The organism is Mycobacterium sp. NGS66, from assembly GCF_059812225.1.
The window spans coordinates 676,552-702,670 of sequence record NZ_JCALCG010000001.1 but is presented as its reverse complement, the minus strand read 5'-3'; the positions used below and the strand labels follow the sequence as shown (position 1 = coordinate 702,670).

26 protein-coding genes are annotated in these 26,119 nt (G+C 65.6%); 20 read left to right on the top strand and 6 right to left on the bottom strand.

Features of this window, described 5'->3' with window-relative positions; translation table 11 throughout:
- Positions 1 to 10: 10 nt before the first annotated feature.
- Positions 11 to 1,348, top strand: a complete 1,338-nt coding sequence (locus tag AC5Y2L_RS03410; protein WP_499936542.1) for an FAD-binding oxidoreductase — start codon at positions 11 to 13, stop codon at positions 1,346 to 1,348.
- 76 nt (positions 1,349 to 1,424) lie between these two features.
- Here AC5Y2L_RS03410 and AC5Y2L_RS03405 read toward each other — a convergent pair whose 3' ends face one another.
- Genes AC5Y2L_RS03405 through AC5Y2L_RS03395 form a run of 3 tightly spaced genes read right to left on the bottom strand, consistent with a single transcriptional unit; the run spans position 1,425 to position 3,690 of the window.
- Positions 1,425 to 1,973 (bottom strand): TetR/AcrR family transcriptional regulator, encoded by a 549-nt coding sequence (locus AC5Y2L_RS03405; protein WP_499936244.1) that lies wholly within the window; start codon positions 1,971 to 1,973, stop codon positions 1,425 to 1,427.
- A gap of 34 nt (positions 1,974 to 2,007) precedes the next feature.
- On the bottom strand, positions 2,008 to 2,847 hold the full coding sequence (locus tag AC5Y2L_RS03400; protein ID WP_499936242.1) for a thioesterase family protein: 840 nt from the start codon (positions 2,845 to 2,847) through the stop codon (positions 2,008 to 2,010).
- Positions 2,848 to 2,868: 21 nt separating this feature from the next.
- Complete coding sequence (locus AC5Y2L_RS03395) at positions 2,869 to 3,690, bottom strand: SMP-30/gluconolactonase/LRE family protein (protein WP_499936241.1); 822 nt, start codon at positions 3,688 to 3,690, stop codon at positions 2,869 to 2,871.
- Positions 3,691 to 3,818: 128 nt separating this feature from the next.
- Between AC5Y2L_RS03395 and AC5Y2L_RS03390 the strand changes: the two genes are divergently transcribed.
- Genes AC5Y2L_RS03390 through AC5Y2L_RS03380 form a run of 3 tightly spaced genes read left to right on the top strand, consistent with a single transcriptional unit; the run spans position 3,819 to position 6,789 of the window.
- Entirely contained in the window at positions 3,819 to 4,709 is an 891-nt protein-coding gene (locus AC5Y2L_RS03390) for an acyl-CoA thioesterase (RefSeq protein ID WP_499936239.1), read from the top strand.
- Positions 4,710 to 4,731: 22 nt separating this feature from the next.
- Positions 4,732 to 5,646 (top strand): LLM class F420-dependent oxidoreductase, encoded by a 915-nt coding sequence (locus AC5Y2L_RS03385; RefSeq protein WP_499936238.1) that lies wholly within the window; start codon positions 4,732 to 4,734, stop codon positions 5,644 to 5,646.
- Positions 5,647 to 6,789, top strand: a complete 1,143-nt coding sequence (locus tag AC5Y2L_RS03380) for an acyl-CoA dehydrogenase family protein (protein ID WP_499936237.1) — start codon at positions 5,647 to 5,649, stop codon at positions 6,787 to 6,789.
- Positions 6,790 to 6,809: 20 nt separating this feature from the next.
- On the opposite strand, the gene AC5Y2L_RS03375 is transcribed toward AC5Y2L_RS03380, so the two are convergent.
- On the bottom strand, positions 6,810 to 7,538 hold the full coding sequence (locus AC5Y2L_RS03375) for a DUF427 domain-containing protein (RefSeq protein WP_499936235.1): 729 nt from the start codon (positions 7,536 to 7,538) through the stop codon (positions 6,810 to 6,812).
- Between the two features lie 96 nt (positions 7,539 to 7,634).
- Between AC5Y2L_RS03375 and AC5Y2L_RS03370 the strand changes: the two genes are divergently transcribed.
- The 7 genes from AC5Y2L_RS03370 (at position 7,635) to AC5Y2L_RS03340 (ending at position 13,927) form a co-directional block, all read left to right on the top strand.
- On the top strand, positions 7,635 to 8,804 hold the full coding sequence (locus AC5Y2L_RS03370; protein WP_499936234.1) for a CaiB/BaiF CoA transferase family protein: 1,170 nt from the start codon (positions 7,635 to 7,637) through the stop codon (positions 8,802 to 8,804).
- Between the two features lie 156 nt (positions 8,805 to 8,960).
- Positions 8,961 to 9,533, top strand: coding sequence for a hypothetical protein (locus tag AC5Y2L_RS03365; RefSeq protein ID WP_499936233.1), 573 nt, complete (start codon positions 8,961 to 8,963; stop codon positions 9,531 to 9,533).
- Between the two features lie 4 nt (positions 9,534 to 9,537).
- A complete protein-coding gene (locus tag AC5Y2L_RS03360) occupies positions 9,538 to 10,242 on the top strand; it encodes an NIPSNAP family protein (protein WP_499936232.1) in 705 nt (234 codons plus the stop codon).
- A gap of 44 nt (positions 10,243 to 10,286) precedes the next feature.
- A complete protein-coding gene (locus AC5Y2L_RS03355) occupies positions 10,287 to 11,462 on the top strand; it encodes a cytochrome P450 (protein WP_499936540.1) in 1,176 nt (391 codons plus the stop codon).
- Between the two features lies 1 nt (position 11,463).
- Positions 11,464 to 12,438 carry a zinc-binding dehydrogenase gene (locus tag AC5Y2L_RS03350; protein WP_499936230.1) on the top strand — a complete coding sequence of 325 codons (975 nt, stop codon included), beginning with the start codon at positions 11,464 to 11,466 and terminating at the stop codon, positions 12,436 to 12,438.
- Positions 12,435 to 13,196, top strand: coding sequence for an HpcH/HpaI aldolase family protein (locus AC5Y2L_RS03345; protein WP_499936229.1), 762 nt, complete (start codon positions 12,435 to 12,437; stop codon positions 13,194 to 13,196). The genes AC5Y2L_RS03350 and AC5Y2L_RS03345 overlap by 4 nt, the downstream gene beginning before the upstream one ends.
- A complete protein-coding gene (locus AC5Y2L_RS03340) occupies positions 13,193 to 13,927 on the top strand; it encodes an SDR family NAD(P)-dependent oxidoreductase (RefSeq protein WP_499936228.1) in 735 nt (244 codons plus the stop codon). Before AC5Y2L_RS03345 ends, AC5Y2L_RS03340 begins: the two co-directional genes overlap by 4 nt.
- A gap of 68 nt (positions 13,928 to 13,995) precedes the next feature.
- On the opposite strand, the gene AC5Y2L_RS03335 is transcribed toward AC5Y2L_RS03340, so the two are convergent.
- Positions 13,996 to 15,102 carry an alcohol dehydrogenase catalytic domain-containing protein gene (locus tag AC5Y2L_RS03335; protein ID WP_499936227.1) on the bottom strand — a complete coding sequence of 369 codons (1,107 nt, stop codon included), beginning with the start codon at positions 15,100 to 15,102 and terminating at the stop codon, positions 13,996 to 13,998.
- 14 nt (positions 15,103 to 15,116) lie between these two features.
- Here AC5Y2L_RS03335 and AC5Y2L_RS03330 point away from each other — a divergent pair, with 14 nt between their 5' ends.
- The gene (locus AC5Y2L_RS03330; RefSeq protein WP_499936225.1) at positions 15,117 to 15,590 is read left to right on the top strand and encodes an acyl-CoA thioesterase; all 474 of its coding nucleotides are present in this window, start codon (positions 15,117 to 15,119) and stop codon (positions 15,588 to 15,590) included.
- Between the two features lie 74 nt (positions 15,591 to 15,664).
- On the top strand, positions 15,665 to 16,102 hold the full coding sequence (locus AC5Y2L_RS03325; protein WP_499936224.1) for an SRPBCC family protein: 438 nt from the start codon (positions 15,665 to 15,667) through the stop codon (positions 16,100 to 16,102).
- Between the two features lie 11 nt (positions 16,103 to 16,113).
- Here the strand turns inward: AC5Y2L_RS03325 and AC5Y2L_RS03320 are convergent, their stop codons facing one another.
- Positions 16,114 to 16,806 (bottom strand): GntR family transcriptional regulator, encoded by a 693-nt coding sequence (locus tag AC5Y2L_RS03320; RefSeq protein WP_499936223.1) that lies wholly within the window; start codon positions 16,804 to 16,806, stop codon positions 16,114 to 16,116.
- Between the two features lie 136 nt (positions 16,807 to 16,942).
- Here AC5Y2L_RS03320 and fadD5 point away from each other — a divergent pair, with 136 nt between their 5' ends.
- The 7 genes from fadD5 (at position 16,943) to AC5Y2L_RS03285 (ending at position 26,114) form a co-directional block, all read left to right on the top strand.
- Entirely contained in the window at positions 16,943 to 18,580 is a 1,638-nt protein-coding gene (gene fadD5, locus AC5Y2L_RS03315; protein WP_499936221.1) for a fatty-acid--CoA ligase FadD5, read from the top strand.
- Between the two features lie 353 nt (positions 18,581 to 18,933).
- Positions 18,934 to 19,650, top strand: a complete 717-nt coding sequence (locus tag AC5Y2L_RS03310) for an MlaE family ABC transporter permease (RefSeq protein WP_499936538.1) — start codon at positions 18,934 to 18,936, stop codon at positions 19,648 to 19,650.
- Position 19,651: 1 nt separating this feature from the next.
- Entirely contained in the window at positions 19,652 to 20,521 is an 870-nt protein-coding gene (locus AC5Y2L_RS03305) for an MlaE family ABC transporter permease (protein ID WP_499936220.1), read from the top strand.
- Between the two features lie 4 nt (positions 20,522 to 20,525).
- Positions 20,526 to 21,833, top strand: a complete 1,308-nt coding sequence (locus tag AC5Y2L_RS03300) for an MCE family protein (protein ID WP_499943548.1) — start codon at positions 20,526 to 20,528, stop codon at positions 21,831 to 21,833.
- Positions 21,830 to 22,870, top strand: coding sequence for a virulence factor Mce family protein (locus AC5Y2L_RS03295; protein ID WP_499934312.1), 1,041 nt, complete (start codon positions 21,830 to 21,832; stop codon positions 22,868 to 22,870). The genes AC5Y2L_RS03300 and AC5Y2L_RS03295 overlap by 4 nt, the downstream gene beginning before the upstream one ends.
- Positions 22,867 to 24,447, top strand: a complete 1,581-nt coding sequence (locus tag AC5Y2L_RS03290; RefSeq protein WP_499934314.1) for a virulence factor Mce family protein — start codon at positions 22,867 to 22,869, stop codon at positions 24,445 to 24,447. The genes AC5Y2L_RS03295 and AC5Y2L_RS03290 overlap by 4 nt, the downstream gene beginning before the upstream one ends.
- A complete protein-coding gene (locus AC5Y2L_RS03285; RefSeq protein WP_499934315.1) occupies positions 24,444 to 26,114 on the top strand; it encodes a virulence factor Mce family protein in 1,671 nt (556 codons plus the stop codon). Before AC5Y2L_RS03290 ends, AC5Y2L_RS03285 begins: the two co-directional genes overlap by 4 nt.
- The last annotated feature ends 5 nt before the right edge of the window (positions 26,115 to 26,119 follow it).

Here is a 26,119-nt window from a genome sequence, read left to right as displayed (position 1 = left end):
GACCGCAGGTCTGCTGCGCAGCCTGGCGGATGCGGTCGGCGCCAACCACGTCAGCACCGACCCCGACGTGCTGGCCGGCCGCAGCGTCGACCACACCGGACGCTATCGGGGCCGCGCCGGTGCGCTGGTACGCCCCGGTTCGGCCGATCAGGTCGCCGAGGTGCTGCGGGTGTGCCGTGACGCGGGCGCGTACGTCACCGTGCAGGGCGGCCGCACGTCGCTGGTTGCCGGCACCGTTCCCGAACGCGACGACGTGCTGCTGTCCACCGAAAGGCTCTGTGCGGTAAGCGATGTCGATACCGTCGAGCGCCGCATCGAGGTCGGCGCCGGAGCGACCCTGGCGGCGCTGCAGCGCGCGGCGAGCGCGGCGGGGCTGCTGTTCGGGGTGGACTTGGCGGCCCGCGACACCGCGACCGTCGGGGGCATGGCCGCGACCAACGCGGGCGGTCTGCGCACGGTGCGCTACGGCAACATGGGCGAGCAGGTCGTCGGCCTGGAGGTGGCCCTGCCCGACGGTTCGGTACTGCACCGCCATAGCCGGGTGCGCCGCGACAACACCGGCTACGACTTGCCTGCGCTGTTCGTCGGAGCCGAAGGCACCCTGGGCGTCATCACCGCACTCGATCTGCGGCTGCATGTCGCCCCCGCACACCGGGTGACGGCGATCTGCGGATTCGCCGACCTCGAGGCACTGGTCGAGGCCGGCCGCACGTTCCGGGATGTGGACGGGATCGCCGCGCTGGAGTTGGTCGACGCCCGACTGGCCGCTTTGACCGGTGAGCATCTCGGGGTGGGTGCGCCGGTGGCGGGTGACTGGATGCTGTTGGTGGAATTGGCCGCCGATCACGACCAAACCGAGCGGCTTGCCGGTCTGCTGGACAGCGTATCGTCGTGCGGCGAACCCGCAGTCGGGGTGGATGCCGTTGCCCGGCAACGGTTGTGGCGCGTGCGCGAGTCGGTTTCGGAAGTGCTGGGGGTGTACGGGCCGCCGGTGAAGTTCGACGTGTCGTTGCCGTTGTCGGCTATCGGCGGATTCGTCAGGGCTGCAGTCGATTTGGTGCGGTCCCGGGTTCCCCGGGCGCTGCCGGTCTTGTTCGGCCACATCGGTGAGGGCAACCTGCACTTCAACGTGTTGCGTTGCGACGGCGACGCTGAAGCAGAACTCTTCGCGGCGATGATGGACCTGATTGCGCAGTGTGGCGGCAACGTCAGCTCGGAACACGGCGTCGGCAGCCGCAAGCGGGCCTACCTGTCGATGTCTCGGGAGGCCGCGGATATCGCGGCGATGCGCGCGGTCAAGGCCGCGTTTGATCCGACCGGCTACCTGAATCCCGCCGTCTTGTTCTAGTTGCGCTGCCGCGAAAGTGCAACTACCGACGGTGCTACTCGGGAAATGCGTTGCCAGTTGCAGTTTCGCGGCTGGACTAGCCGGTGTTCTTGATGCCGACGGCGTGCCGCAGCTGGGCCAGAAACTGGTCGGCGTCGTCGCTTCGAACGATGTAGTGGGAGATCGCGATCCGGATTACCGTTGCGGCCTTCACCGCCGCGTTGGGTCCGGGCAGCAGCCGTTGCAGGCCCTCGCGCATCTCCGGGATCACCCGTGCGACCTGTCGGATGACATGCTCGGGTTCGACGTCGACCATCCGCACTCCGGAGTACGAGTACTGCCATTCGACGATGAATCGCAGTGCGGCGTCCAGTCTTTCGACGCCCTTGAGACCTGCGGTCGCCTTGGCCAACCCACTTTCGAAGCTCTGGCGCTCGTAGTGTGAGAAGGCGGAAAGCAACTCTTGTTTGGAGGAGAACCAGCGGTAGAGGGTGGGCCGGGAAACGCCGGCCTGGGCCGCGACTTCGGAGAGGCTCAGCTTCGTCGTCCCGCTGCGTCCGAGCACCTCGGCGGTGGCCGCGAGGATCCGTTGGCGAGTCGAGGTGTCGGTTTCGCCGAAGTCCGTCGTCTGGGCCGGCTGGCTCATAGTGGAGACCCTAGCCGCGTCCGCAGAGTTGTGGTCATCTATCGGTCTCCGGGCGTCTCGGACGTCTGCGTACCAGTACCGACTGCTGAATGGCGCCGATCGCGCCCCGCTCGTCGAACAGCGCGCCAACCGTCGTACCGATGCCGTCGGGCCCGTAGTTGGTTTCCGCGCGAATGCCGATCCAGTCGCCGTCGGGGATCCGGAACACATGCACCGCCAGATCGGTGTTGATGAACGTCCACTTGGTGATGTCCAGCTTGCTGCCGATGCCGTTGGCGCAGTCGGCCACCGCGAACAGTCGCTCCAAGGGCGTCATGGCTTCGCCCTTGACCAGGTCCACTGTCGGCCTGATCCAAGATTCGCCGTGGCCGGGGGTCATCGGTTCGGTCAACCACAGCCACTCCAGGCTGTGTACGTAGTTGCGGTCCCACTTCCGCGCCGCCAGGTTGCGTGGGTGCGCCTCGGACACCGGCGGCAGCGGAAGTGCTGCCGCATGCGCAACGGCGTGGGTGTCCAGCTGCTGCAATCGCCAACCGCTGGCCCGGGCGACCGCCCTGGGCCGGCCGTCGGGGCCGGCGGCCAGCATCTCGGCGGTGACCAACTCGATCTGCTTGCCGGCGCGCTCCAACGTTTGGCGAACCCACAGGTCGCCCTCGGCCGGCACCGGTCCGAGCAGATCTATGACGACCCGGCTCAACCTGGTGTCCTCGCGCTGCTCGCATCGCTCCAGCGCGCGTACCAGCAGCGCCGATACGGGCGCGCCGTGCTGTATCGACGACGACCAGGTGCCGCGGGCCAGGTCGGTGGCCCGGAACTTGTCCCCAAGCCCGTCGGCGCGGTCGACCTCGATCAGCTCGTAGTACGAATCGGACATGCATTCACCTTTGCAAAGGTTTCAGGGCAGGCCGGCGCCGGGCGTGGCGACCGTGACGGCATCGAGCCGGGAAAGCCTCGTGCCGGCCAGCCGTTGCGGATAGGCGTCGGTGCTGGACAACAGGAATAGCGTGCGGCGCTCCGGACCGCCGAGCGTGCAGGCGATCGCCGCCCGGTCGCCCATGTCGATTCGGTCCGTCACGGCACCACCCTCGACGATCCGCTCGAACTGGTGTGCCAGCGTCATCGCGGCCCATACGCCGCCCTCGGCGTCGAGCGCGATGCCGTCGGGTGGGCCGTCGAACCCGTCGGCGAAGACGCGTCGGTCGGTCAGCATGCCCGCGTCACGGATGGTGTAGGCCGTCAGACGCCGGGCGGTCGACTCAGCGACAAGCAACGTCGTGCCGTCCGGCGTGATGACCATTCCGTTGGGAAAGTCGAGGTTGTCGGCCACCACCGTGGCGCTGTTGTCCGGGTCGAGCCGCACGATAAGGCCGTTGGTGAACGCCTGGGATCCGATGTAGGCCCGCCCCGCGTTGTCGACGACCATATCGCCGAGGCTCGCCGGCGTCAGGGCAGATAGGTCGGCGATGGTGACCACGGTTTCGCCGTCATAGCGCAGCACGCACCGGTCTTTGCTGGAGACGATCAACAGTGAGCCGTCCGGCCGGAAACCCAGGCCCGACGGCGTGTGGCCGGGCAAGGGGAGCGTGGTCAACGAGCCGCGCATGTCGCAGGTGTGTACGGCCTCGCCCAGCAGGTCGGAGAACCACAGCAACCCCTCGAACCAGCGCGGTCCTTCGCCGAAGCAAAAGCCCTGGGCCAGGGCGGTGAGCTCGGTCATGACGTTACAAATCACTGCAGAAGTGTCATGCACCGGAGGTATTGCTGTCAACGTGGGGCGGGCGGTGGACCAGCTTTACAAGCAATGCGCAAAGTGTCACGCTGAGCCGTGGGTTCCGGGAGCGAGAGGTGAGCGTGTTGACGACAGAATCTGATCAAGCCCAATGGTCTGTGGGCACCCTGCTGGATCTCTTCGACGTAACCGCCGACGGGCCCGACCGATTCACCGGCGACACCGGGCTGGCCGGCCAGGACGGTCGGCAGGTGGTGGAAGGCACTCAGGTGGTCGCCCAGGCGATAGTCGCTGCGGCAAAGCGATTCCCGGACAAATCGGTGCGCTCGGCGCACGCGGTGTTCTCCCGTGCCGTCATGGTGGGACCGCCGGTCGAACTGATCCTGGATGTGGTTGCCGAAGGCCGGTCCACCGCGACCGCGATCGTCGCCGTGCACCAGAACGGCCGACGCTGCATGAGCGTGACGGTGCTGGCCGACGTCCCCACCGACGACGTCATCCGCCACCACCTCCCGCGGCCCGAAGTGGCCGGGCCTTCCGAGGCCAACCCCGCCGAGATGCCGATGATCGGCCGCGAGTTGCGGCTGGTGGACGTGGTCGACGTCAACAGCCCCGACGAGGTCGGGCCGCCGGAGCTCTACGCGTGGCTGCACTACGACCCCATCCCGGAGCGAGACGACCTGGCCAAGGCGCTACTGGCGTACTTCACCGGCCATCTGGGGATTTCCACGACCATGCGTGCGCACCCCGGCATCGGGACAAGTCAAGCGCACTTGACCGTGTCCACCGCGCCGATGACGATCTCGGTCGCCTTCCACGAGCCGGTGCAGTGGGATGGCTGGCTGCTCTATTCCCACGAGAGCACCCAGGTCGGCGCCGGAATGTCCTACGTGCGGGGCACGGTGCATGCCGAGCAGGGCGACCTGCTGGCGTCCTTCGCCCAGGAGTCGCTGATTCGACCGCTGCGCACCAGCGACACCGCGATCGACTCACGGTCACGTTTCTAGCGTTCTGTCGCGGGCAAAAGCCATGTATTTCACCATCACTCATCCGATGCATAGCCACCCCTACAACCCGGAGTTGCTAAGCGGGGACAGTATCGCCGCGGTCGCCAAGGCGGCCGAAGACGCGGGATTTCATGGATTCGGGTTCACCGACCACCCGGCGCCGTCGCAGCGTTGGCTGGAAGCCGGCGGCCATGACGCGTTAGACCCGTTTGTAGCACTAGGTTTCGCCGCCGCACGGACGAGTCGGATACGGCTGGTGCCGAATATCGTGGTGCTGCCGTATCGAAATCCCTTCGTGGTGGCCAAGTCTGGATCAACGCTGGATCTGCTGTCCGGCGGTCGTTTTACCCTTGCCGTGGGCGTGGGTTACCTCAAACGGGAATTCGCGGCGTTGGGCGTGAACTACGACGAACGCGCCGAGCTGTTCGAAGAGGCGTTGCAGGTGATCCGTGCGGTGTGGTCCGGCGACGATATCTCTTTCGAAGGAAAGCATTTCAGCGCGCGCGGCATCACCGCCCACCCCCGGCCGGGCACTCCGCCGCCGATATGGGTCGGCGGCAACACCGCGGCCTCCCGCGAGCGAGTCGCCCGATACGGCGACGGCTGGTGTCCGTTCCCGGCGCCGGCGCAGCTGGCCCGGACGGCGGGTACCGCGGTCATCGATTCGGTGCAGCGCCTGAGCGACGGCATCGAGGACTTGCGGCGTCGATGCGATGCGTCGGGACGTGACTGGTCCACGATCGACATCACCTTCACGAACTTCGAAGGTGGCAGCCCCGCCAGTGACGCGTTTCATGCCGACGCATACTTGAGCGGTTTGGAAAAGCTTGCAGCGGTTGGTGTTACCTGGGTACAGGTGGGCCTGCCCGGCGACAGCCTGGCGCATGTGCTGGAAAGTATCGACCGGTTCCGGTCGCTCGTCATCGATGTGATGTGAATGGACTTCTCACACGTCGCACTCAGCGCCGAAGACCAGGCGTTCCGTGATCATCTGCGGGCCTTCCTAGCCGAGCACGTCACCGACGAAGTACGCCGGCGCGATCACGAGCTAGGCGAAAACTTCGATGAGCGAGTGCATTTGGCGCTTGGGGCAGCTGGTTATCTGGCCGCCGACTGGAGGATCGAGTCCGAAGGCGGATTCAACCCCGTGCGTCGGCGGATCTTCGAGTTGGAGATCGCCAGGGCTCACACGCCTTGGTACCACTGGGGCACCACGTCCGTCGTCGCTCGGCTGGTGGAACAATTCGGCAAGCCGGAACTGAGCGCGCAGGTACTCCCCGGAGTGCTGTCTGGCGAGATCCGGCTGTGTCTGGGCTACACGGAGCCGGAAGGCGGCTCCGACGTTGCAACTTGCAAGACCCGCGCGGTACGCGACGGCGAAGGCTGGATCATCAATGGCTCCAAGATGTTCACCTCGAACGCGCAGAACGCCAAGTACGTCTTCCTGCTTACCAACACCGACCCACAGGGACCGAAACACAAGAATCTGACCATGTTTCTGGTGCCGCTGGATTCGCCCGGCATCGAGATCCAGGGCATCCGCACGCTGGACGGCGATCGGACGAATATCGTCTACTACAGCGACGTGCGCGTCGACGATTTCTATCGGATCGGTGAGGTCAACGGCGGCTGGACCGTGATGCGAGCGGCGCTGGATTCCGAACACGGCATCGTCGACCCGGAAGATCATGGCCTGCAGAACATTGCGGCGATGTCAGGCCACGGCATGCTGATGGCAGAGACGGTGGACAAGGTCGCGACTCTTGCGCCTGGCGACGACTCGGTGCGCTACCGGCTGGGCCGCAGCGTTGCGCGGATGGAAGCGGCGCTGTCTACTCCGGGCATGTTCGGTCGGGTTGCCATGGCTCAGACGATGCGCGACATATCCGGCGATCTGATGGATATCTTGGGGACCGCATCGGCACTGCCGACCGATGCTCCGGGCGCCATCGGCGACGGCGCAGCGGAATACCTCTTCCGGCTGGCGCTGCCGATCGGCATCTACGGCGGCACGCTCGAAGTATTCCGCAACATGATCGCGCAGCACGCGTTGGGACTGGGTCGCCCTAGCTATCAGTAGCCTTGGCCGCGAAAGTGCAACTACCGACGGCGCTTCTCGGGAAATGCGTTGCCAGTTGCACTTTCGCGGACCTCTAGACCCGGCAACTCGGCCAGCACGTCGGCACGGGTTTCGTCGAAGCTGAGATATCCCTTGATGGGCAGGCTTTCCGGCAGTGGGTCCTGGTAGCTCCAGGCGACATCCTCGATCACCGTGTCGTTGATCATCGCGGCCCAGTAGGTCGCCATGCCCTTGTAGTTGCAGTAGCTCGTCGTATCGGTCTGCCGCAGCAGGTCGGTGCGAACGTGTGCCGGATCCACGTAGAGCCGCGGTGTCAGCGCGGTCTCGAAAAGGATGACGGTGTCTTGGGTGTCCACCAACACGGTGCCTCCGATGTTTACCTGCAGCCGGCGCGTCGTGGGGCGGCAGTCCACGCGGTGGTACGGATTCGGCGGGTAGTGCACGAGTTTGCGGCCTTCCTCCAGCCATGTGTCAACGGAATCCCAAGGGACATAGACAAACCCGGGCGCCTCCGGCTCGGGCTCGGTGGGTAATTCGCTGACTTCGCCGGCCGGGAAGACATAGCTGAGCGGACGACCCTGGCGATGCACCATGAGCGCGTGTTCGGTGTCGAGCACCAGTCGGTTTTGCCGGAACGCCTGTATCCGCCGCGGATGTGGCTCGATGTAGACGACTTCGGAGGGTATCGGGGGAGCAAACCGTCCCGCGGGATCTCTGCTCAGCGGCCCGCGCCCGGCGACCAAGCTCATGCTGATCTCCTCTGCATCACTCGCCTCTCCGGTCGTCCGGTTGCATCAAAGAATGGTCCCACTCCGAACCCAAGCACGGCGGCTAAGGTGCCAGTCATGGCGGGACCGGTGGAGGGCATCAAAGTCGTCGAGCTCGGAGTCTGGGTGGCCGGACCGGCTACCGGGGGCATCCTGGCCGACTGGGGCGCCGACGTCGTCAAGATCGAACCGCCGACCGGCGATCCAGGGCGGATGTTCGGCCGGATGCTGGGCTGCGATCTTGGGGTCAACCCTCCGTTCGAAATGGACAACCGCTCCAAGCGCAGCATCGTGCTGGACCTCACCACAGCGGAAGGACGCGACACCGCATTCGAATTACTCTCCGGCGCCGATGTTTTCGTCACAAACGTGCGCCCTGCTGCGTTGCGGCGGCTCGGGCTGGACTACGAGTCGGTACATGATCACAACCCGCGGCTGGTCTACGGACTGATCACGGGCTACGGCGAAACCGGACCCGACGCAGACCGCGCGGCCTACGACGTGGCGGCCTTCTGGTCGCGCGCCGGTGTCGCCCACCTACTGACTCGGCCCGGCGACACGCCGCCGTTCCAGCGTGGCGGCATGGGGGACCACTCGGCGGGCATGACCCTGGCGGCAGCGGTGTGCGCGGCTTTGCTGGCCCGCGAGCGGACCGGCGAAGGACAACTGGTCACCACGTCGCTGTATCGCCAGGGTGCCTACACGGTGAGCTTCGACCTCAACACCTACCTGCTCACCGGGCAGCCGATCGCGATCGGGCAGCGGGAGTCGATGGGCAACCCATGCATGAACAACTATCAAGCCGGCGACGGTCGCCGGTTCTGGATCGTCGGGCTGGAGGTGGACCGGCATTGGCCGGCGCTGTGTCGTGCCGTCGACCGACCGGAGTGGTTGACGGATCCGCGCTACCGCGACGCCCGATCCCGGGCGGCCAACGCTGTGCAGTTGATCGCTGCCCTGGACGAGATCTTCGCGACGAAGTCGCTGGCCGAATGGGCGGAGGTCTTCGCAGCAGAACCCGATTTCTTCTGGTCGCCGGTCAACACGCTTGAGGATGTCGTGGCCGACGAACAATTCCACGCCGCGGGCGGGATAGTCGACGTGCCGGACAAAGACGCAAGCATTCCGATGGTCGCCACGCCGGTGGATTTCCATGGCACGCCCTGGGCGCCGCGTTCTGCCGCACCGCAACTCGGGCAGCACACTGACGAGGTGCTCGCCGAGCTGCAGGCGCGCCGCGGCAGCTGACTCGCCCGTCGGACCTTTACAAATTCGCCTTGAAGTGTCACGCTGTCCGGTGAGCCGCGTCACCCGGTCGGACCCGCACGGTGAGGCGGTGACAGCCCATGAGAAGCGCCCAGGCCACGCCGTAGGCACCCGTTTTGGGGCAAAAGGAATGGATGGATGGTCACCGGAACTTTCGACATCAGCGACTATCGGAAACGCGGCGCGACAGGCCGGCCTCGGGTGGACGCCGAGAGTCTGCGCTACCGGCTCGACGTGGTGGCCGCCAGCACCGGCGACGCGGTGCAGTCCGCCGGGGGGTGGATGTACGACCGAGTGATGGCCGGTTGGGAGGTGACCGTGCTGCTGCCGCCCGGGTGGGACGAGCGGCCGCTGCGAATCCTCGGGGTCACGGCGGTGGATATGGACTCCTGGTTCAGCCGCGCCGTGGGCCAGGGCCTGGCCGTCAGCGCCAAGGCGTTCACCGCGGATCCCACCGTTGCGGCCCGGGTACTCAAGGCGTTGCATCACCGGTCAACCGAAGTCGCCTTGTGGGGTGACGGCTGGCCGCCCGAGGTGAGCCGCGGGCTGACCAGGGTGCAGCACGTGCTCAGCGCCGCCGCCCGGGTGTTCAAGGGCTGCGCTCTTGAGGCAGCCGGGATCGACTGCGACGCAACCGATTCCGCCGAGACGCTGTTGCGGGATACCGCAACCTGCCTGCCGGTTGAATCGGAGCTCATCCGGCTCGGCTAGCGACATGAAGAAGTACTACCGCCACACCCTGCTGTACCTGCACGAGACAATCGCGCTGGGATCCGGCCGAAGCGACCGCTTCACGGAGCTGTTTGTCGACATCTATCAGCCGATGATGGACGAGCTGGGCGCGCGACTGTTCGCGATCTGGGAATGCACCGCCTACAACGGCCACTGGCCGCAGGTGACCATCATCTGGGAGATCGACGGGTTCGCCGACTACGCACGGATCGGCGCGGCGCAGGCCCGCGGCGGCAGCCACGAGGTCGCGGCAGGCAAGTGGTCCGCGTTTCTGGCCGACATCGGCGCGTCGGGGGAGGGCCGCATCATGTACCCCGGCCCGAGCAACAAAACGCTGGCCCAGCTGCGCGAGTCCAATTTCACTGCGCCACTGGTCATTCAAGAAATCATGCAGACCAAGCCGGGCCGACAGGACGACTACATCCGCGAGCTGGAGCGCCTCTACGTCCCGTGGTCAGAACGCACGGGCAAACGATGGCTGGGCTCGTTCACCACGACGTTCCGCTACAACGAGGTCATCCACTACTGGGCACTCGACGGCGGCTGGGATTGCTTTGCGCAGCACTACCCGTCGTGGAAGGACAACCCACCCGCCGAGATCGTCACCTGGATGAGCGTGGCCCCGGCCCTGCGCGACGGGTGGGAGGACTCGATTCTGCAGGCCCTGCCCCCGTCACCACTGCAGTGAACGCTCCGCCGGGCTTCCGCTACGACCCTTTCGACGCGGAAGTGATGGCAAATCCGTTGCCGTACTACCGAATCCTGCGCGATCACTATCCCGTGTACTACATGCCGCAGTGGGACACGTTCGCGCTCTCCCGATTCGACGACATCTGGCGCGTGCTGGAGGTGAACGACGGGACTTTCGTGGCGTCGGAAGGCACGTTGCCCGCTGCGTCGGTGCTGGCCAACCACAACACCGGGCCGGTCGACGACCCGCCGCTGCATCCGTTGCCGTTCCACGCGGTGTTCGACGCCGATCTGTACGGCCAGATCCGCCGCGCCCATTCGCAGCCGTTGCGGCCGCGCGCGGTTGCCGGGCTGGAAGCCAGAATTCGCGAGTTGGCCAACGAGCGACTCGATCTGCTGTTGCCGCAAGGTTCCTTCGACCTGACGCAGGACTACGGCGGCGTCGTAGTGGCTGCCATTGTGTGCGAATTACTAGGCATTCCACCCGATCTCGCTTCCGACGTGCTGGCCGCCGTCAACGCCGGCAGCCTCGCCGAGCCCGGCGTCGGTGTCGACACCGCCGAAGCCCGGCCCAACTACCTGGAGTTCCTGGTGCCGGTGGTCCGGCGCCGCCGAGCCCATCTATCCGACGGTGTACTGCCCGTGGTTGACGGGTTGCTCGACTACCGGTTGCCCGACGGGAGCGAGCTCGACGACGTCGAGGTCGCCACGCAGATGCTGTGCATCTTCATCGGCGGGACGGAAACGGTGCCGAAGATCGTCGCCCACGGCCTTTGGGAGCTCAGCCGGCGGCCCGAACAGTTGGCCGCGGTGCGCGCCGATCCAGTCGCCAATGTGCCCGTCGCACGTGAAGAAATGATCCGTTTCTGCGCACCCGCCCAATGGTTCGCCCGAACAGCACGGAAGCACTTCGGAATTCACGATCAGACCATCGAACCGGGCCAGCGGGTCATCACGCTGCTGGCTTCGGCGAACCGCGACGAGCGGGAATATCGCGACCCCGACGAGTTCGTCTGGAACCGGCCGATCCGTCGCTCTCTGGCATTCGGTCGCGGCCAGCACTTCTGCATCGGCTACCACTTGGCCAGGCTGGAAGTGGTTGTGTTGCTTCAGGAATGGCTACGGCGCGTTCCGGATTTCGCGATACGAAGCGAGCGGGCCACCCGGCTGCCGTCCAGCTTCCAATGGGGATGGAACAACATCCCGGTGGAGGTCTGACGTGTGGTCTTACCGGATCGTCGCGCCCTATCAGTTCGAGCGGACGCAGATCGCCGACAAAACTCCCGATTGCTTGGCCGATGGTCAAGTGCTGCTGCGGTTTTTGGCCGCCGGTGTCTGTGGTAGCGATCTGCCCGCGTTTCGCGGTGTCCGAGGCCGGCTGCCCGGAGATGACGGCCGCAGCGCTGCCGAAAAGGACGGATTCCCAATACATGAGGTCGCAGGGGAGGTGATCGCCAGCCGGCATCCGCGGCACCGGCCGGGGGATCGCGTGGTGGGCTGGGCATCGGGTTTCGACGGCCTGATGGAGCGGGTGGTCAGCGACGGCGACGGGCTGGCGCCCTACGATCCGTCGCTGACCCCGGCTCAGGCCGTCGGGTTGCAACCGCTGGCGTGCGTGCTCTACGCGTGTGAGCAACTTCCCGACCTGGCCGGGCTATCGGTCGCGATCATCGGTCAGGGCTCCCTGGGGTTGTTGTTCTCCTTCGTCGCCAGGGCGGCCGGAGCCAGGCGTGTCATCGGGGTGGATCCCGTGGATCGCGAAAAGTTCTCCGCCGCATTCGGAGTCGACGAGGCGGTCCGCGCCACCAGCGACCGCTGGGTGAGTCAGCTGGCACCCGGCGACCGCGCGGACGTCGTCATCGAGGCCGTCGGCCACCAGGTCGCCACTTTGAGTCACGCCATCGCCGCGGCTGCCCCCGGCGGCACGGTCTTCTATTTCGGCGTTGCCGACGACGACTCCTACCCCATTAGTATGCGCACCATGCTGCGCAACAACTTGACGCTGAAATCCGGTGTAACGCTTGACAGACGACGAGTGCTCGAGCTGGCCGGAAGATTTGCCGCCGAGCACCCGGAGCTGTTGAGCACCTATCTGACCCACACGTTCGGTATCGGCGATGCGCAGGCCGCATTCGAGCTGGCCTGTCGGCCGGACCCCGAGCGGGTCAAGATCGCGATCGCGGACTGCGCATGACCGACAACGTGACCGGCAGCCTGCAGCTGGCGCTGAGCCAGCGATCGACCCTCTGGGGTGGATGGATCACCGGGCCGACGCTGATCGGTCCCGCTGAATTTGCCAGGGCCGGTTACGATTACGTGGGCTTTGACGCGCAGCATGGCTACCTGGATGATGCCGGCATCGCGGCGACGCTTCGCCACATCGAACACGTGCCGATCAGCACGGTGGTGCGGCTGCCCGATGCCGCCCCGGCCCCGATCGGGCGGGTGCTGGATGCCGGAGCCGACGCCGTCGTCATCGCAATGATCGAGTCGGCCGAGCAGGCCGCCGCGGCAGTGGCCGCCACCCGATATCCTCCCCTGGGCATCCGAAGCTTCGGCCCGTTGCGGGCCAGCCTCGGCCACGATGCCGCAGCCCTGGCGTCGCGGGTCAGCGTCTTCGCGATGATCGAAACCGCCGCGGCACTGTCGGACCTGGATCGGATCTGCGCCGTCGACGGCTTGGCCGGAATCTATGTCGGGCCGGCCGACTTGGCCCTCTCGATGGGATTCGAGGCGGTCGGGGCGATCACCAAGCCCGAAGTGCTGGACACGATAGTGCGTATCCATCGCACCGCCACGGCGGCCTGCCTGGTCACGGGCATTCACGCCGGTGAGGGCAAGACGGGTTGCACCATGGGTCGGCTGGGATTTCGGATGGTGACCCTGGCCGCGGAATCGCAAGCGCTGCGCCGCGGAGCGGCCGAATACCTGCGTGAAGCGACCGCGAAATGAACGGTGACCGTCGTGTCGCACTGGTGACCGGAGCGGCCGGCGGGCAGGGTTGGGCCATCACCAAACGGCTTAGCAGCCAAGGTTATTGCGTGGCGGCGTGCGACCAACGCCGCGAGGAGCTGTTAGCCGCAGTGGACGAGTTAGGCGCCGACGAAGTGATCGGGATCGGACTGGACGTGACCTCGGCCCAACAGTGGGAAGCGGCCGTCGAAACCGTCATCGACAGATTCGGGTCGCTGACCACGCTGGTCAACAATGCCGGTGTGCTGCACCGCGCCGCGTTGGCCGCCGACACCGCCGAGAACTTTGAAAAGGCTTGGCGAGTCAATTGTTTGGGTGTTTTCCTGGGCATGCGGGCCACGCTGGATCAGCTTCGGGCGGCGGAAAACGCTGCCGTCGTGAATATCTGTAGTACCGGCGCGATCCGACCCTTTCCCCAGCATTGCGCCTATGGTTCCTCGAAGTGGGCGTTGCGCGGCCTGACCCAGACCGCCGCTGCCGAATTGGCGCCACTCGGCATCCGCGTCAACGCCGTGTTCCCCGGGCCGATCGCGACACCAATGCTCGACGACGCAACCCAGCAGCGACTGGCGAAGACGTTGACGTTTGGACGACTCGGCCGCCCTGACGAGATTGCCGATGCGGTCGCGTTTCTGGTATCGACGGAAGCCTCGTTCATCACCGGTTGCGAGCTCGTCGTCGACGGCGGTCAATGCCTGCAGATCCGCTAAGCCCCGGCGAGCAGACGCAAAATCCCCCAAATCGCCGGTGATTCGGGCGATTTTGCGTCTGCTCGGCACTAGAACCGGATCAGTTGGCGTACTGCCGTGCCGTCGGCCAGGTGGTCCATCGCCTCGTTGATGTCATCCAGCCGAATCGTCGACGACACGAGCGCCTCGACCGGGAGTCGGCCCGACTGCCACATCGCGACGAACCGCGGGATATCGCGGCTGGGTACCGCCGAGCCCAGATAGCTGCCGATCAGCGATCTGCCTTCGGCGACAAAGCCCAAGGGCGACACGCTGATTCGAGCCGCTGGCGGCGGTAAGCCGACGGTGACGGTGCGACCACCCGGAGCGGTGAGCGCGATCGCAGACTCCAGCGCGCGGGGATGGCCGACCGCCTCCACCACGACGTCGGCCTTGGCGCCCGCCTCGGCACACTGCTGCGGCGTGTAAGCCTCGTCTACGCCTAATCGCCGTGCAGCACTAAGCTTTTCGGCCACCTGGTCGACGGCGATCACCCGCACGTCGTCGTAGGTCAATGCGGTGAGCACCGCGGCCATCCCGACGCCGCCGAGGCCGACGACTGCCACCGTCTGGCCCGGTCGTGGATCGCCGACGTTGAGCACAGCGCCACCGCCGGTCAGTACCGCACACCCGAGCAGTGCCGCAACGTCGGGCGGCACGTCGGATGGCACCGCAACCGCGCTCGCCCGATTGACCACCGCATGCGTCGCGAAACCCGAGACACCCAAATGGTGGAAAACCGGGTGGCCGGCCCGGGCCAGCCGGATACCGCCACCAAGCAGCGTCCCGGCGGTATTGGCGGCGCTGCCGGCTGCACATGGCGTCAGTCCGTCGGTGGCGCACGCCGCACAGTGGCCGCACCGCGGCAGAAACACCAGCACAACCCGTTGACCCGCTGCGATGTCGGCGACGCCGGGACCGACCGCTTCGACGATCCCGGCCGCTTCATGGCCGAGCAGCATCGGCACTGGCCGCACCCGGTTGCCGTCCACCACCGACAGATCGGAGTGGCACACCCCCGCGGCTTCGATGCGGACCAGCACCTCGCCGGGGCCCGGACCGTCGAGATCGAGATCGACGACGCTGATCGGCCGGGATTCCGCATATGGCCGGGGCGAACCGATCCGCTCCAGCACCGCGCCCCGGATGTGAAACATGTTGGAATACAACCATGAGTGCACCCCCGGGCGTCCCGGCGGACCCGTCCGCTCCGGACAAGCTGACCAGCAACGACTTCCCGGTGCTGTGGCCGGTGGGAACCCGGTGGGCCGACAACGACATGTTCGGTCACCTCAACAACGCCGTCTACTACCAGCTGTTCGACACCGCGATCAACGCCTGGATCAACACGACCACCGGCCTTGATCCACTCACCACGCCCGCGCAGGGGATCGTCGCCGAATCCGGCTGTCGCTATTTTTCCGAGCTGCATTTCCCCGAGGGCCTCGCGGTGGGCCTCGCGGTGACGCGGTTGGGTCGCAGCAGTGTCACCTACCGCCTCGGTATGTTCCGCCCCGGCCCGGCCCAGCCGATTACCGCGCTCGGGCACTGGGTGCACGTGTACGTCGATCGCGCCACCCGCAAGCCGGTCCCCATACCGGAGGCCATCCGAACGCTGTTGGCTTCGGCCTGCGTTCCGCGGTAAGGCCGATAAGTCGGCCCGAAAAGGCCCCGAAAAGGCGAGGAAAAGGCAGTCGCGCACCCGGTTATGCTTCGCCCATGCCCGTTCTGAGCAAGACCAGCGAGGTCGACGCCGACGCCGCGGCGATCATGGCCATCGTGGCCGACTTCGAGGCATACCCGCAGTGGAACGAAGCGGTCAAAGGCGCGTGGGTGCTCGCCCGCTACGACGACGGGCGTCCCAGTCAGTTGCGGCTGGACACCGAAGTTCAAGGCCTGGCGGGTACGTATATCCAGGCCGTCTACTACCCGGGTCCCAACCAGATCCAGACCGTGATGCAGCAGGGCGACCTATTCCTCAAGCAGGAACAACTGTTCAGCGTGGTGCCGATCGGCAACAAGTCCTTGCTGACCGTCGACCTGGACATCGAGCCCAGCATGTCGGTGCCGGCGCCGATGGTGAAGATGCTGCTCAACAACGTGCTCGACGCCCTCGCCGAAAACCTCAAGAAGCGCGCCGAGCAGTTGGGGGGTTAACCGTTGGGGGGTTAACCGAAGATTCCTTCGCGGTCCAGCGTCTCCTTCAGCCGGCGCGCGCCGTCGGTGAACTGCCAAACGGTGAGCTCGATGACCGCCGCGGTGTCGCGTCGACGCAATGCCGCGATCAACTGCCGGTGGTTGTCGACGGCCGCCGTCCCCCACTCCGGATCGGATGCGTACACCAACACCGGCATGTAGCGGGCGGCGTTCAGCAGGAACCAGGCCAACTTGATGCGGCGGCTGGCCTGGTTGAAGACCCGGTGAAACGCAAACTCCACGGCCGCGATCGTGTCGGCGTCGCCCGAGTCGACCGCACCGGCCAGCGCGTCGTTCATCCGGTCCAGCTCATTGATCTCGCCGTCGGTGATGTGGTCGGTGGCCGCCACGGCCAGTTCCCGGGCGATGGTGGCCTGCAGCCAGAAAATGTCGTCGAGGTCCTGTCGGGTGAGCGGCACCACCACATGACCGCGATGCGGCTCGAGCTGCACCATGCCCTCGCCGCGCAGCTTCAGCAGCGCCTCCCGGACCGGCGTAATGCTCACGCCGAGTTCGGCGGCGGTCTCGTCGAGGCGGATGTATGTCCCCGGGCGCAGCTTCCCGGACATGATTGCCGCCCGCAAATGGCCGGCGACCTCATCTGACAATTGAGAGCGGCGCAGTGGCCGACGGCTACGCGGTCGCGCGGAGATCGGGGCGTTCACGTCGGCTGCCAGGACTTTCAGGGTCTGATCGGGTCTTGTCTTGGGGGTACCAGGGCCGTTAGTGTGACCCACACAACACTATGTTTTATCAAATATCAATCAGTCGCAAGCGGTGCGGGAGTGAAGGGGAGGGATAGTGACCGCGCAATTGGCCAGTCACGTGACGGAGGTCGATAAGCGCGCTCAAGAACAGCCCTACCTGGCCCGTCGGCAGAACTGGGTCAACCAGCTCGAGCGGCACGCCATGATGCAGCCGAACGCGACGGCGCTGAGGTTCCTGGGCCGCACGGTGACCTGGGGGCAATTCCGGCAGCGGGTTGCGGTGCTGGCCGATGCGCTGAGCCGCCGAGGGGTCGGCTTCGGCGACCGGGTCATGATCTTGATGCTCAACCGCCCCGAGTTCATGGAGTCGGTGCTGGCCGCCAACATGCTCGGGGCCATCGCCGTTCCGCTCAACTTCCGCCTCACTCCAGCCGAGATCGCCTTCCTGGTCGAGGATTGCGAAGCCCGCGTGATGATCACCGAAGCCGTCCTGGCACCGGTGGCGACCGCGGTCCGCGGCATGCAGCCGCTGCTGGACGAGATCGTCGTCGCCGGTGCGGGAACCGACGACGCGGTATCGGGCTACGAGGACCTGATCAACGAGACCGGTGAGGCACATGAACCGGTCGACATACCGAACGACTCGCCGGCGCTGATCATGTACACCTCGGGCACCACCGGTCGGCCGAAAGGCGCCGTGTTGACCCATGCCAACTTGGCCGGCCAGACGATGACCGTCCTCTATACCAGCGGCGTGGACCTCAACAACGACGTCGGTTTCATCGGTGTCCCGCTGTTCCACATCGCCGGCGTCGGCAACATGCTGACCGGCATGCTGCTGGGCGTCCCGACGGTGATCTATCCACTCGGCGCGTTCGACCCGGGGCAGCTACTGGACGTGCTGGAAGCCGAAAAGGTAACCGGCATCTTCCTGGTTCCCGCGCAGTGGCAGGCGGTCTGCGCCGAACAGAAGGCAAGACCCCGCGACTTGCGGCTGCGAGTGATGTCGTGGGGGGCCGCGCCGGCACCGGACGCATTGCTGCGCGAAATGTCGGCGACCTTCCCCGGAACCCAGATCCTGGCGGCGTTCGGCCAGACCGAGATGTCACCGGTCACCTGCATGTTGCTGGGCGAGGACGCCATCCGCAAGCGGGGATCGGTCGGCAAGGTGATCCCGACGGTCGCGGCCCGGGTGGTCGACGACAACATGAACGACGTGCCCGTCGGCGAGGTAGGTGAAATCGTCTATCGGGCACCGACAATGATGAGCGGCTACTGGAACAATCCGGAGGCGACGGCAGAAGCGTTCGCGGGTGGCTGGTTCCATTCCGGCGACCTCGTGCGGATGGACGAGGACGGTTACGTCTGGGTGGTCGACCGGAAGAAGGACATGATCATCTCCGGCGGCGAGAACATCTACTGCGCCGAGGTGGAGAACGTTCTCGCGAGCCATCCCCGCATCGTCGAAGTCGCCGTCATCGGCCGCGTTCACGAGAAGTGGGGCGAGGTGCCCATCGCCGTCGCGGCGGTAACGGATGAGGGCCTGCGACTCGAAGAGCTTGATGAGTTCCTGACCGAACGGCTCGCCCGGTACAAACACCCCAAGGCCCTCGAGATCGTAGACCGGCTACCCCGCAACCCGGCCGGGAAGGTGCTCAAGACTGAGCTGAGGGTTCGTTACGGCACCGTCGGAAGGTCCGAAAGTCGTTCTGCGCCAGGGGATTCAACGTAGAGAAAGGGAAGCTCAAGCAATCTGTAACGTTTGCCCGCTGTTGACGAAGGGTTAATTGTGCGTATCCGGTTCACACCTGGACGGCCATCGGGTACATTCCTGTGGTCTCCGTTACTACCTGCGGGTAGGGAGCTGAGGGTCACACGCGGCGCAGCCGGGCGCAGCGGGTCACATCGCAGAGGGGTCGGGACAAGGAGGAGGCGTGCGACAGGATCCGCCGTGGCGCCGCGGAACTTGGGGTGCGCGGTCGTGAGGGGGCATCTGTGACGTCGACGTCGACGCGGCCGAGCGCGATCGGGTGGGCCCGTGACCAGCTCGAGACGCCACTTACCCTGATCGGCGGCTTCTTCCGGATGTGCGTCCTGACCGGAAAGGCGCTGTTCCGCTGGCCATTTCAGTGGAAAGAGCTGATCCTGCAGTGCTGGTTCATCATGCGGGTCGCCTTCCTGCCGACCATCATGGTGTCGATTCCGCTGACCGTGCTGCTGATCTTCACGCTCAATGTTCTGCTCGCCCAGTTCGGTGCCGCCGACCTCTCCGGCGCGGGCGCCGCGATCGGTGCGGTCACCCAGCTCGGCCCGCTGACCACGGTGCTCGTGGTGGCCGGCGCGGGTTCGACGGCCATCTGCGCGGACTTGGGTGCGCGCACCATCCGGGAAGAGATCGACGCCATGGAGGTGCTTGGCATCGACCCCATCCACCGGCTGGTGGTGCCCCGGGTGATCGCCGCGACCGTCGTCGCCACGCTGCTCAACGGTCTGGTGATCACCGTCGGTTTGGTGGGCGGCTACCTGTTCGGGGTTTACCTGCAAAACGTGTCGGGCGGCGCCTATCTTGCGACGCTGACCACCATCACCGGGATGCCGGAGGTGGTCATCGCGACGGTCAAAGCTGCGACGTTCGGACTGATCGCCGGTCTGGTGGGCTGCTACCGCGGCCTGACGGTGCGCGGCGGATCCAAAGGTCTGGGCACCGCCGTCAACGAGACCGTGGTGCTTTGCGTGGTCGCCCTGTATGCGGTCAACGTCATCCTCACCACGATCGGCGTGCGATTCGGAACGGGGCACTGACATGTCGACCGGAACCGTCGTCCGTCAAACTCGTCCGCGGCTAGTTGAAAACGCCAAGCGTTACGGCCTCGTCTTCAACCGGGGGCTCGACGAAATCGGGCAGATGGCCTGGTTCTCGTTGGTGTGCTTGGGGCAGATACCGCATGCGCTGCATCACTACCGCAAGGAAACGCTGCGCCTGATCGCCCAGATCGGCATGGGCACCGGCGCGATGGCCGTCGTCGGCGGCACCGCCGCAATCGTCGGCTTCGTGACGCTGTCCGGAAGCTCGCTGGTCGCCATTCAGGGTTTCGCATCGCTGGGCAATATCGGTGTCGAGGCGTTCACCGGCTTCTTCGCCGCGCTGATCAACGTGCGCATCGCCGGTCCGGTGGTCACCGGCATCGCGCTGGCGGCCACGGTCGGCGCCGGTGCCACCGCCGAGCTCGGTGCGATGCGGATCAGCGAGGAGATCGATGCCCTCGAGGTGATGGGCATCAAGTCCGTCTCGTTTCTGGCGTCCACCCGGATCGTGGCCGGCCTGGTGGTGATCATCCCGTTGTACGCGCTGGCGATGGTCATGTCGTTCCTGTCGCCACGGATCGTCACGACCGTCCTGTACGGACAGTCCAACGGCACCTACGACCACTATTTCCGCACTTTCCTGCGCCCGGACGACGTGTTCTATTCGTTCATGGAGACGATCATCATCGCGGCGGTCGTGATGGTGACCCACTGCTACTACGGATACAACGCGGGGGGCGGTCCGGTCGGCGTCGGCGAGGCCGTCGGCCGATCGATGCGCTTCTCGCTGGTCTCGGTGCAAGTAGTTGTCCTGTCGGCCGCGTTGGCGCTCTACGGCGTCGACCCCAACTTCGCACTAACGGTGTAGCGCCATGACGACTCCGGGGAAGATCAACAAGCCACGCAACCCTCCGTACAAGTTGGCGGGCGCCGGGTTCCTGATAATCCTGGTGGTGGCTTTGGTCTTCGTGTTCCTAGAGTTCCGGGGAACGTTGACGCCCAAGACGAAGGTGACGATGGAGTCGCCGCGGGCGGGTTTGGTGATGGACCCGGGCTCGAAGGTCACCTTCAACGGCGTCGAGATTGGCCGGGTCGCCCAAGACGGCATCAAGGAGATCACGCGGGACGGCAAGCCGGCGGCCCGATTCACGCTGGACGTCTACCCGCAGTACATCAAGCTGATGCCCAGAAATGTCCGGGCCGACCTCAAGGCCACCACCGTGTTCGGCGGCAAATACGTGTCGTTGACCACGCCCAAGGATCCGCAGGGCAAGTTCGATCCCAAGCGGGACATCATCGAGGCCAAGTCGGTCACCACCGAGATCAACACCCTGTTCCAGACCATCACCGAGATCGCCGAGCGAGTCGACCCGGTCAAGCTGAACCTGACGCTGAGTGCGGCCGCGCAGGCGCTGACCGGGTTGGGCGACAGGTTCGGTCAGGCGATCGTCAACGGCAATGACATCCTCGACGACGTCAACCCGCGGATGCCGCAGGCTCGCCACGACATCCAACAGCTGGCGGCACTCGGTGACGTATACGCCGACGCCTCGCCGGATCTGTTCGACTTCCTCAACAACGCGGTCATCACCTCTCGCACGATCAATGCGCAGCAGAAGGATCTGGACCAGGCGTTGTTGTCGGCGGCCGGATTCGGCAACACCGGCGCCGACGTCATCAGCCGGGGCGGACCGTACCTGGCCCGCGGAGCCGCCGACCTGGTACCCAGCGCCCAGTTGCTGGACACCTACAGCCCCGAGCTGTTCTGCGCCGTGCGCAACTACCACGACATCGAACCCGTCGTCGCTTCGTTCCTCGGTGGCAACGGCTACTCGTTGAACAGCCACTCGCAACTGCTGTCTGGGTTGGGCCTGCTGCTGAACCCAGTTTCGGCGGTCGTCGCGATCGCCTCGCAGCTGGGTGCGCTGGCTGGAGTGGTCGGTGGCGCACCTAACCCCTACATGTGGCCGGAGAACCTGCCTCGGGTGAACGCTCGCGGTGGGCCGGGCGGTGCGCCCGGTTGCTGGCAGCACATCACCCGTGATCTGTGGCCCGCGCCCACCCTGGTCGTGGACACCGGCAACAGCCTTGCGCCTTACAACCACGTAGACACTGGTTCGCCCTATGCGATCGAATACGTCTGGGGCCGTCAGGTAGGGGATAACACGATCAACCCATGAGTATCAAAGGGACCCTCGTCAAGCTCAGCGCCTTCGCAGTGGTGCTGCTGCTCTTCACTGTGATGATCTTCGTGGTGTTCGGTCAGATCCGTTTCGACAGCACCAACAGCTACTCCGCAGAGTTCAGCAACATCAGCGGTCTGCGGGAGGGCCAGTTCGTCCGCGCCTCCGGGGTGGAGATCGGCAAGGTCAAGACGGTCGAATTGGTCGACGGCGGCAAGCGCGCACGGGTGAAGTTCAACGTGGACCGTTCGATTCCGCTCTACCAGTCGACGACGGCGCAGATCCGCTATCTGGACCTGATCGGTAACCGCTATCTGGAGCTCAAGCGGGGTAACGGTGAAGGCTACGACAAGGTCTTGGCTCCAGGTGGATTCATCCCGCTTTCACGGACCTCGCCGGCTTTGGACCTCGACGCGCTGATCGGTGGTTTCAAGCCGGTGTTCAAGGCGCTGAGCCCGGACAAGGTCAACGAGATCGCAAAGACTCTCATCACCGTGTTCCAGGGTCAGGGCGGGACTATTAACGACATTCTGGAGAACACCGCGCAGCTGACCAATCAGCTTGCCGAACGCGACCACGCGATCGGCGAGGTGATCAAGAACTTGAACACCGTGCTGGACACCACGGTTCGCCATCGCAAGGACTTCGACCAGACCGTCAACAACCTCGAGGTGTTGATCACCGGCCTGAAAAACCACGCCGACCCGCTTGCCGCCGGGACCGCGCACATCAGCAATGCCGCCGGGACGGTTGCCGATCTGCTGGCCGAGGACCGAGCTTCGCTACACAAGGCGGTCAACTACCTGGACACGATTCAGCAGCCGCTTATCGATCAGCGTCAGCAGCTCAACGACTTCCTCCAAAGTGTGCCCACGGCGCTGAACATGATCGGGCGCGCCATCGGTTCGTACGGCGACTTCGTGAACTTCTACGCCTGCGACATCACGCTGAAGATCAACGGGTTGCAGGCCGGCGGACCTGTCCGCACGGTCCGGCTCTTCCACCAGCCATCGGGTAGGTGCTCGCCGCAATGAGAACTCTCGAACCCCCCAACAGACTGCACATCGGGTTGATGGGCATCCTGGTGACCGTCCTGGTCATCGGCGTCGGTCAGAGCTTCACCAGCGTCCCGATGCTTTTCGCGCGGCCCAGCTACTATGCGCAGTTCGACGATACGGGCGGAATCAGCAAGGGCGACAAGGTGCGTATAGCCGGCATGGAAGTCGGCAAGGTCGAGGAACTCAAGATCGACGGCGACCACATCAAGATGAAGTTCTCGATCGGCAGCAACCGAATCGGCACCGAGAGCCGGCTCGCGGTGAAGACCGACACCATCCTGGGCAAGAAGATCCTCGAGATTGAGACGCGGGGCAACAAGCTGCTGCAGCCGGGCGCCACTTTGCCGAGGGGACAGAGCACCACCCCCTACCAGATCTACGACGCGTTCTTCGATGTCACCAATGCCGCCAAAGGCTGGGACATCGCCTCGGTCAAAGAGTCCCTGCATGTGTTGTCGCAGACCATTGACGAGACTTATCCGCACCTGAGCGCAACGCTCGACGGGGTCGCCAAGTTCTCCGACACCATCGGCAAACGCGACGAGGAGATCAAGCACCTGCTTGCCCAGGCCAACCAGGTCGCCAGCGTCCTGGGCGACCGCAGCCAGCAGGTGGACCGGCTGTTGGTGAACGCGAAGACGCTGCTGGCCGCGTTCGAAGAGCGCGGTCGCGCTATCGACGCGTTGCTGGGCAACATCTCGGCATTCTCCGCGCAGCTGTCGGCGTTCATCAACGAGAATCCGAACCTGAACCATGTGCTGGAACAGTTGCGCACGGTCAGCGAGATCCTGGTGCAACGCAAAGACGACCTGGCGACCGGGCTGACCGAGGTCGGCAAGTTCCTGCCGTCGCTCAACGAAACCATCGCTTCCGGCCCGTTCTTCAAAGTCGTCCTGCACAACCTGTTCCCCGGCCAGATCATCCAGCCCTTCATCGACGCCGCGTTCAAGAAGCGCGGGCTGGACCCGGAGAACTTCTGGCGTAGCGCGGGTCTGCCCGAGTTCCGCTGGCCCGACCCCAACGGCACGCGCTTCCCCAACGGTGCGCCGCCGCCGGCACCGCGGGTGCTGGAGGGCACGCCTGACCACCCCGGTCCGGCCGTCGGGCCTGGCTCGCCCTGCTCGTACACGCCGGCCAATCCGGGCGGCAACGTCACCGTCGGCGACGAGGGCCTGCCACGTCCGTGGAACCCGCTGCCATGTGCGGGTGCCATGCAAGGTCCGTTCGGCCCGATACCGGGCGGATTCCCGGTGCCGCTGGACGTGGAAGCCTCGCCACCGAACCCCAACGGCCTGCCGCCGACTCCGGGCATACCGGGCAGTGCGCGCCCAGGTCAGGAGGCTCCGGGTGTCCCCGGCACGCCGGTTCCGATCCCTGGCGCACCTCCGCTCGCCCGCACCGACCAGGCGCCCCCGGCACCACCGTCGACGTTTGCGCCGGGCCTGCCGCCGGGTCCGCCGGCCCCGCCGGGACCGGGGGCGCAACTGCCGGCACCGTTCATCAACCCGGGTGGAGCTGGTGGCAGCGGAATCACGGGAGGTAGCCAGAATTGAGCACCATCTTCGATATCCGCAACATCAAGTTGCCGCAGATGTCGCGGGCGGCGGTGATCATCGGATCGCTGGTGGTGGTCCTGGGAATTATCGCGGTCTGGGCCGGGCGGGACCTTTACCACAGGCTGACCACCAACAGGGTCACCGCCTACTTCCCGGCGGCGAACGCTCTCTATGCGGGTGACAAGGTCCAGATCATGGGCTTGAAGGTCGGCGCGATCGACAGCATCACGCCGGCCGGCGACAAAATGAAGGTGATATTCCACTACGACAACAAGTACAAAGTGCCGGCGGATGCCCAGGCGGTGATTCTCAACCCCACCCTGGTGGCATCGCGCAGCATCCAATTGGAGCCGCCCTACAAGGGCGGCCCGGTGCTGGCCAACGACGCGGTGATCCCCATCGAACGCACCAAGGTGCCAACGGAATGGGACGAGCTGCGCAACAACATCACGCACATCATTTCCCAGCTGGGGCCGACGTGCCCGCGAGAAGACGGGAAGAAAGACGACGGGACCCCCTGCAGCGTGCTCGAGCGCGAGGGGCCGTTCGGTGAGGTTGTCGAGTCGTTCGCCAACGGGCTGGCCGGCAAGGGCAAGCAGTTCAACGCCACATTCAACAACCTGTCCAAGGCTCTGACGGCGCTGAACGAGGGCCGCGGCGACTTCTTCGCGGTGGTGCGCAGCCTGGCACTGTTCGTCAACGCGTTGCACCAGGATGACCAGCAGTTCGTCGCGTTGAACCAGAACCTCGCGTCCTTCACCACCCGGCTGACGCACTCCGACCAAGACCTGTCCAATGCGCTACAGCAGATCGACTCGCTGCTCACCACCGTGCGGCCGTTCCTCGACAAGAACCGCGAGGTGCTCAGCACCGACCTCAAAAACCTCGAGATCGCGACCAACACGCTGCTGCAGCCCGAGCCGCTGAACGGGGTGGAGACCGCCCTGCACGTCGGTCCGACGGCCTTTGCGAATATCAATCAGATCTACCACCCGTCGCACGGTTCGGTGGTGGCCATTCCCGCGATCACCAACTTCGCCAACCCGATGCAGTTCATCTGCAGCTCGGTCCAGGCCGGTAGCCGCATGGGATATCAGGAGTCGGCCGAACTGTGTGCGCAATACCTGGCGCCGATTCTCGACGCGATCAAGTTCAACTACCTGCCGTTCGGGTTGAACCTGTTCAGTACCGCCGAGACACTGCCGAAGGAGGTCGCCTACTCCGAACCGCGGCTGCAACCACCGAACGGCTACAAGGACACCACCGTCCCGGGTATCTGGGTGCCCGATACGCCGTTGTCGCACCGCAATACGCAAACGGGTTGGATCGTCGCCCCGGGCATGCAAGGGACGCAGGTGGGGCCGGTCACGGCTGGCCTGATGACGCCGGAGTCGCTGTCCGAACTGATGGGCGGCCCCAACATCCCACCGGTTCAGTCGACGCTGCAGACCCCGCCGGGACCGCCGAACGCCTACGACGAGAACCCGATCCTGCCGCCCATCGGCCTGGTGGCCCCGGTGCCCGTCCAGCCGCCGCCGCCCGGGCCGGAAGTGCGGCCGGGACCGGTCGCTCCGACGCCGGCTCCGGGACCGGGACCAGGACCGGCGCCGGCACCAGCACCGGTCGGACCGCCGTTGCCCGCTGAGGCAGGAGCGGGCCAGTGACTCGG